Genomic DNA, 7,584 nt, shown 5'->3' with positions numbered 1-7,584 from the left:
TGTGCAACTAGATCGTCATATTATTGTGACTTTGTTGTTGGGAACGGAGGATGATTATCCTTTATTTGCTGAAGTTAATAATAGAGAAAGTTTCAAGCAAACTTTGAAAGAGTTAGGCAAAGTTACCCCTGATTATTTATTAGTATTTGAGTTACTTTGGACTCCAACAGCTTAACGAAGTCAGAAGTTAGAAGTTGTTTTTTAAACGGGGATTTGATATTATTCTGGTTTTTTGACAAACTCTAGACAGATTGCTATGTTAGAGAAAATACTCTTTAATTTAAGGTGTATTTTTATATTATTTCTCGTGAGAAAATACAACAGATGGCTATTGTTTTTGGGAGGTTGACTCATCGCCTCAGATTTTTGTTACTGTTGCTGACATTATTAATTACAAGTTGTCAGCAAAAACCGATGGAAGTTAAGGTTTTACAAAATCTTGTTTATGGAAATTATAATTATCAAAATCAGGAAAAAGCACTACTTTTAGATTTATATTTACCAGAAACAAAACCAGAGAAACCTTTACCTCTGTTAATCTACATTCATGGTGGTGGTTGGTTACAAGGAACTAAAGAATATTGCCCTGGAAAAATTGTGGTACAGAGAAATTATGCCATGGCTTGTATTAGCTATAGATTTAGTAATGAAGCACTATTTCCTGCCCAAATTCAGGATGTTAAAACAGCAGTTCGTTGGCTGCGAAAAAATGCAGATAAGTACGATCTAGACCCTAAAAATGTTGGTGCTTGGGGACCTTCTTCTGGGGGACATTTAAGTGCTTTATTAGGAACATCAGCAGGAGTAAAAGAATTGGAAGGAACAAATAATCCAGAAATATCTAGTGCCGTACAAGCAGTTTGTGCATGGTATCCACTTACAGACTTTACGAAAGTACCTCCCGCTTTTGAAGAATCTATTACTCCTGCTGTTGAGGAAAAGTATAAAGATAAAGAATGGTATATTTATACTTTAGTAACTCATAAGTTATTAGGAGGACCTGTCTCGCAAAAATTAGAATTAGCAGCATTTACTAACCCCATTAATTATATTGATGCTCAAGATCCACCTTTTCTAATTATGCACGGAGAAAAAGATAATGTTGTACCAATGAGTCAAAGTGTTTTATTAGCAGATGCTCTATCAGAAAAAGGCGTAGAAGTTCAGTTAGAAAAAAAACCTGATTGGGGACATTATCATGGTAGAGGTGAAGCTTTTGACCCCGCTTTAATAGATATGGCAATGGATTTTTTTGATAAACATTTGGGCGTTGGTAAATTAGGGTATGATATTAATCTTAATTACTTAGGAGTCAGGAGTCAGGAGTCAGGAGTCAGGAGAGAAGAAAGAAGAAGAAATAAGGAATAGAAGGAGAAAGTTTTTTGTTTCCTGGCGCACAACGCACGTTAACGCGGAGTGCGGAACGGTGTTCTATCCCGCTCTTATCCGGACATGATATCATACATGTTTTCACTAATGCCAACATTTGAAATAACACATAATATCATCTTCGGATAATCAGTTATAAAAAACTTCTGGCCTTGAACCAATATTCCCTACTGCCTACTGCCTACTGCCTACTGCCTTCCTTCCTCCAAAGTGTAAGTATTCAACCGAACATGATATAACTGATGAATTCAAACTCCCAAACTCAAAACCGCAAAGCAGACCATCTCAGAATTTGTCTGGAATCAGATGTCCAATTTCATAACATTACTAATGGTTTAGACCGCTACCGTTTTACCCATTGTTGTTTACCAGAACTAAATCGCAACGAAATAACTACAAACACTACTTTTCTGGGAAAACAATTAGGTGCGCCATTGTTGATATCTTCGATGACAGGTGGCACTGAACAAGCAAAAATGATTAATTATCGGTTAGCCAAAGTTGCTCAAAAATATAAAATAGCAATGGGAGTGGGTTCACAACGAGTGGCGGTGGAAAATTCTCAAGTGGCCGATACTTTTGCTGTGCGATCGCTCGCTCCGGATATTCTCCTATTTGCTAATCTAGGGGCAGTTCAACTAAATTATGATTATGGCATAGAGCAGTGCCAACAAGCGATCGACATCTTAGAAGCAGATGCTCTGATTCTTCATCTTAATCCTTTGCAAGAGTGTATTCAAACTGAAGGCGATACAAATTTCCGTGGATTATTTGACAAAATATCAAAATTATGCTACTCATTGCCAGTACCAGTCATTGCCAAAGAGGTAGGTAATGGCATTTCCGGAACAATGGCTCAAAAATTAATAGATGCTGGAGTAGCAGCAATTGACGTAGCTGGGGCAGGAGGAACTTCTTGGGCAAAAATTGAAGGGGAACGAGCAACAGATATACGTCAGCGCAGGTTAGGAGAAACTTTTGGCAACTGGGGTATACCAACAGCAAAATGTATTACTGACATCCGCGCCTTCAACTCAGACATTCCGCTCATTGCTTCTGGAGGTTTGCGCAATGGGGTAGATGTGGCAAAAGCGATCGCTCTCGGTGCAGACCTCAGTGGGCTAGCTTGGCCATTCCTTCAAGCTGCGGCTGAATCAGAAGAATCTCTCAATATATTAGTAGATATTTTAATAGCAGAAATTACAACAGTCCTCTTTTGCACGGGTAATGCTAATTTATCTGAACTGAAAAAATCTGGCAGTCTAGAAAAGAGGGAGTAGGGAGTAGGGAGTAGTAGTCCAGTAGGGTGCGTTAATCAAATGTAACGCACCATCTAGATTTTAATTTTCGGTGTGTTTCGCTGATGATTTCATATAGAATCCGGTTATACAGTATATGTTTATAATCAGGACTTACGCAGAGACTCTACATATAGCGAGGGCGCCATTCGGAGCTTTGCGTTAGCAAATACCATTTGCTTCGCATAACTATCGTTAACGCCCCTACAAATGGTGCTTTAAAAGTCAATTTGCGTAAGTCCTGATAATTCTATCCACACTTCAATCTCCCCATCTCCCCATCTCCCCATCTCCCCCAACTATATAATAAGTATTCAACCGGATTTGATTTCACAGGAAGACCGAGGACTGAGTCAGTAGGTAGAAAGGAATTTTCCAATGACTTTAGAGTCAGAAATAGGTATAATTTCCACTATTGTTTTGGGTGAAAATTTACCACTAATTGAATTTCATACATTAAATCAGCAACGCCTGAACCTAAAACCTACCACCCAGATGAAAACGCTATAATAACCAACAGGACTTACGCATGAGGTACGAAAAACTAGGATTTGAGATTGCTTTCTGTTCCGGACTGCTCCGCAAACCCTGTCGGTCGCTTCGGACGAAAATTAAGTTGTACTGCGTAAGTCCTAATTTATTTGACTAAAACCTACCACCTACCACCAAAAACCCAAAACCAACCACCTGAAAACATGAAAGACTTCTTCAAATATACTTTTGCCAGCCTGATTGGCAGTTTACTAGGAATTGCTCTAATTGTCGGCTTAGGATTTGGCGGACTAATATTTCTTGTTGGTTCCATCGCGAGTAAGGCCAAAGACATCGGCCCACAAGTTAAAGATAAATCGGTCTTAGTTTTCGACCTCGCTACGAATATTACAGACACCAGACCCATCTCCACTACCGGGGAAGCACTTCAAGAAGCTCTCTCTGGGGACCAACCTGCAACTATTACTCTCCGAAAAGCAATTAATGCTCTTGATACTGCTGCCCAAGATGAAAAAATCATCGGTCTTTACATTAAAGGTAGCAGTACACCAGGAAGAACAGGACTGGCAAATCTACAAGAAATACGTCAGGCACTTCAACGGTTCCGGGAAACAGGTAAAAAAATCATTGCCTACGATGTAGACTGGACAGAGCGAGAATATTATTTAGGTTCGGTAGCAGATGAAATTGTGATTAACCCTCTCGGTGCTATAGAATTCAATGGCTTAAGTTCACAGACTATGTTCTTAAGTGGGGCGTTTGATAAATTTGGTATTGGAGTCCAAGTAACGAGGGTGGGTAAATATAAGTCTGCGGTTGAACCTTTTATCCGAGAAACAATGAGTCCAGAAAACAGAGAGCAAAATCTCCAATTGTTACGGGATATTTGGGGTAAATACCTGCAAACAATAGCCCCCAGTCGGGGGTTAACAATACAGCAGTTACAGGCGATCGCTAATGAGCAGGGAATTTTGATGGCGGATGCTGCGGAAGATAGTAAATTAGTAGACCGAGTTGACTACTATGATGAAGTGCTAAGTGAACTCAAAGTGCTAACTGGCAAAGAAGAGGATGACAAAACTTTTACACAAATTAGTCTCAACAACTATACCAGAGTACCAAAAGTTGCAGAAGTTGCCAGTGGAGATGTTAAAAGCAAAAACAAAATTGCTGTAGTTTACGCTGAGGGAGAAATAGTTAATGGTACGGGTACTCCTAGGCAAATAGGAGGCGATCGCCTAGCAAAAGAATTGCGACGACTGCGATTTGATGACAAAGTTAAAGCTGTAGTTTTGCGAGTGAATAGTCCTGGTGGAAGTGCTTCAGCATCGGAAGTTATTGGTCGAGAAGTCAAACTGACAAGGGAGCAAAAACCTATAATTGTATCTATGGGTAATATAGCTGCTTCTGGTGGATATTGGATTTCCATGAATGCAGACAAAATATTCGCTGAACCTACTACTATTACAGGTTCAATTGGAGTTTTTGGTGTTTTGTTCAATATTCAAGATCTAGGCAATGAAAATGGCATTACTTGGGATACAGTGAAAATTGGTCAATTTGCCGATCTGAATAATAATTCTCGTCCTAAAACGGAGGAGGAGTTAGCGTTAATTCAAAATATGGTGGATTCAATTTATGAGCGTTTTATTACAAATGTAGCAACTGCTCGTAATTTACCAAAGGAGAAAGTAGCTGAAATTGCTCAAGGTAGAGTTTGGTCTGGTGTTAATGCTCAAGAATTAGGTTTGGTAGATGAGATTACTGGAATAGAGGGTGCGATTAAGTTTGCGGCAGAAAAAGCGGAATTGGGGGATAGTTGGAAAGTTGAAGAATATCCTAAGTCTCGTAGTTTGGAGCAAAGAATTTTCCGCAGTCTTTCTGGTGCGGAAGCTGAAATATCTACTTCTCCGGTAGACCCACTGACGGCAGAATTTCAAAAGTTGCAGCAGGAGTTAGCTAGTTTGAGAGCTATGAATGACCCTTATGGAATTTATACTCGTTTGCCTTTTAATCTTAGAATTGATTGAAGAGGGAACAGGGAACAGGGAACAGGGAACAGGGAACCCACCCCTCGCCCCTCCCCCTCCCAGGAGGGGAGTAATTGATAATTTATGGATAATAATTGATTTTCTTTTTGATTTTTGGAGATGTCTATTTGGTAAGTAGCACAATTTTTATATTGCTTTTAAGTTTTAATTTTTAATTTTTTATTTATAAAGGAGATACTTTAAACCTTAATTATTCGGTAACTATGGCAAGTGATAACTGAAATAACTATCCCCATCCAATTTTTCCAACAAGGTTAGTCCTAAATCTTTTTTTCCTTCTTCCTTCTTCCTTCTTCCTTCTTTTTGAATTTCAATGCTAGAAAATCTTAATATCAGAACAGCAAATCTATCAGAAAATTATATAATTGCCGAGCATTTTTATAAAATGTGGCAAGATATGGGCGTACCTACTGATTCTATTGAATCTAACTGGTTAGAAATTACAAAAGAGCATATTGATAATGCTAGAAAAGAACTATCTTATGAAAGTTTTATTGCTGAAGTAAATAATACAATAGTTGGTTCAATTAGCTGTCAAATATTTGCTGGTTTGTATCCAAATATTCTCAAGCCGGAATATCGAAAATATGGTTATATTTGGGGTGTTTATGTTGAAGCAAATTATCGCCGTCAAGGAATTGCTAAAAAATTGACTGGAGAAGCGATCGCTTATCTTAAATCTATTAATTGTACTAAAGCTATTCTTCATGCTTCGTCTCAAGGTAAACCTCTATATTCTCATCTTGGCTTTGATCAAAATAATGAAATGCGCTTAGACTTATAGCAGTTGAAGGAAAGGTTAGGAGAAATTAAAAGCTTACAGCAATTTTTATTTCAGTAGACCACAGTAGAGGCGAATGGCCATTTCCCCTTAAACGATTTTTGTTATGATGATGTGGTTCATCAATCTGAAAAGCGCTGTCAAACTAAGAAATTTAAGATTTTTCCTTCTTCCTTCTTCCTTCTTCCTTCTTCCTTCTTCCTTCTTCCTTCTTCAATAAAAATGTCAAAAAAACAAAAGTTTCCTTATCTTGTTGGTTCAAAATGGACAGCCAATCAAAAAACCTGGGGATGGCGACATTTCCAAGTAGTAAATCGTAAAAATCAAGGTCAATGGGTATTTGCTGAAATGGTAGCTTCCTGTGACTCTAGTGTGAGATTTTGGTTAAATGCTAAACAACTAAAAGACCGTTCTCTTTGGAAACCTGGATGGCAATCAACACAAGAATTAGAAGCTATTGAATAGTCATTTCAGTTATCCGTTATCAGTTATCAGTTATTAGTTATTAGTTATTAATACCTCTGCAATAAGGAGGCTTTAAATCTTGAAAATTATCTTTTTTTATCCTATTAAAAAGCTCTGCTTTATCAACATATTTATTAACATAAAACGTAGACATTATATACAAGTTATGTTCAAGTCTTTAAAAGGTTTTTGTCAGATAAAAAGTGTATTAAAAAGTACATTTTTTTTGATAAATTAAGTAGTTTTTCCTATCTACTATGATTCTTTCTCCTTTATCCCCTGCTCCCCTGCTCCCCTTCCCCTCCTGGGAGGGGTTAGGGGTGGGTCCCACAAGGTCTTCAGGAGTTCCTTATAAGTGATCGTTAAAAGAGGAGGCACATACCCACAATTTTTCGGTAAAAATGAATTACGCACATCTTAAAAAAGCAATTCAATTGTTAACAAATGCTACCCAAAAATTAGAATATATTGTCAGTGAAAAATCGACAAATCAAGCTAATTATCAAACAGTTGAATTTGCTCAAGAAACTATCAAAAAAGCTATGGCAGAAATCTCTGCTGCCATTAATCCTCCGATAATAAATCATATTCCAGATGAATTTTTAGCTAAAGCAAAAAGTTTAGGTATTCCCTTAGATGATATTGAGGTTATAGTCGCTATTTATGAACATCATCCTAGTCAGTTATTAGGTGTATTAGTAGAAATTGAAAATAGAGCTGAAAATATAAAACGTAGGCGAGAATATTTTCTCCTACGATTACCAGAAATGCCAATAGAAAAATTAGGTTCTCGGCTACCAGTTATCAAAGCTAGCGATCTGAATTGGCCGGAAGAAGCGATTTCTCAAGAATATCGAGAGGCAATTAAAGCTAAATACAAAATTGATCGACTGATGAAAAAACGACCTTATTCTAGAGCTACAATTTTTGAAAAAATTAAACAGGCAGAGGCAATTTTTGCCGAGTCTCAAGTACGGGAAAATGAGTCTGATTTTGATGAAGAAATTCCGTTTTAATTTTTATATGCTCCCATAAAAAAGGTAATTTCAATGAATTTAAACAGTTAAAATACTTCATTAAAAGAGTTAACTAAAAGTTCTTAATCATT

General features: G+C 37.4%; 9 protein-coding genes. All 9 read left to right on the top strand.

The features are described from left to right. Position 1 precedes the first annotated feature (1 nt). The 9 genes from F6K13_RS35030 (at position 2) to F6K13_RS10105 (ending at position 7,492) form a co-directional block, all read left to right on the top strand. A complete protein-coding gene (locus F6K13_RS35030) occupies positions 2-175 on the top strand; it encodes a DUF1517 domain-containing protein (RefSeq protein WP_353735652.1) in 174 nt (57 codons plus the stop codon). A gap of 149 nt (positions 176-324) precedes the next feature. After that, complete coding sequence (locus F6K13_RS10140; RefSeq protein WP_124147785.1) at positions 325-1,368, top strand: alpha/beta hydrolase; 1,044 nt, start codon at positions 325-327, stop codon at positions 1,366-1,368. Between the two features lie 263 nt (positions 1,369-1,631). Next, complete coding sequence (fni, locus tag F6K13_RS10135; protein WP_124147784.1) at positions 1,632-2,669, top strand: type 2 isopentenyl-diphosphate Delta-isomerase; 1,038 nt, start codon at positions 1,632-1,634, stop codon at positions 2,667-2,669. 396 nt (positions 2,670-3,065) lie between these two features. Then, positions 3,066-3,197, top strand: coding sequence for a hypothetical protein (locus tag F6K13_RS10130; protein WP_282433664.1), 132 nt, complete (start codon positions 3,066-3,068; stop codon positions 3,195-3,197). Positions 3,198-3,382: 185 nt separating this feature from the next. After that, positions 3,383-5,209 carry a signal peptide peptidase SppA gene (sppA, locus tag F6K13_RS10125; protein ID WP_124147783.1) on the top strand — a complete coding sequence of 609 codons (1,827 nt, stop codon included), beginning with the start codon at positions 3,383-3,385 and terminating at the stop codon, positions 5,207-5,209. Further along, positions 5,202-5,348 (top strand): hypothetical protein, encoded by a 147-nt coding sequence (locus F6K13_RS10120; protein ID WP_287287315.1) that lies wholly within the window; start codon positions 5,202-5,204, stop codon positions 5,346-5,348. Before sppA ends, F6K13_RS10120 begins: the two co-directional genes overlap by 8 nt. A 195-nt stretch (positions 5,349-5,543) precedes the next feature. Further along, positions 5,544-6,014, top strand: a complete 471-nt coding sequence (locus F6K13_RS10115; RefSeq protein WP_192901225.1) for a GNAT family N-acetyltransferase — start codon at positions 5,544-5,546, stop codon at positions 6,012-6,014. A gap of 219 nt (positions 6,015-6,233) precedes the next feature. Next, positions 6,234-6,476 carry a TIGR02450 family Trp-rich protein gene (locus F6K13_RS10110; protein WP_124147781.1) on the top strand — a complete coding sequence of 81 codons (243 nt, stop codon included), beginning with the start codon at positions 6,234-6,236 and terminating at the stop codon, positions 6,474-6,476. 401 nt (positions 6,477-6,877) lie between these two features. Continuing rightward, positions 6,878-7,492, top strand: a complete 615-nt coding sequence (locus tag F6K13_RS10105) for a hypothetical protein (protein ID WP_124147780.1) — start codon at positions 6,878-6,880, stop codon at positions 7,490-7,492. Positions 7,493-7,584: the final 92 nt, after the last annotated feature.

The organism is Okeania sp. SIO2B9, from assembly GCF_010672505.1.
Classification (GTDB): Bacteria; Cyanobacteriota; Cyanobacteriia; order Cyanobacteriales; family Microcoleaceae; genus Okeania; species Okeania hirsuta.
This window is presented reverse-complemented; position numbering and strand designations above follow the sequence as displayed.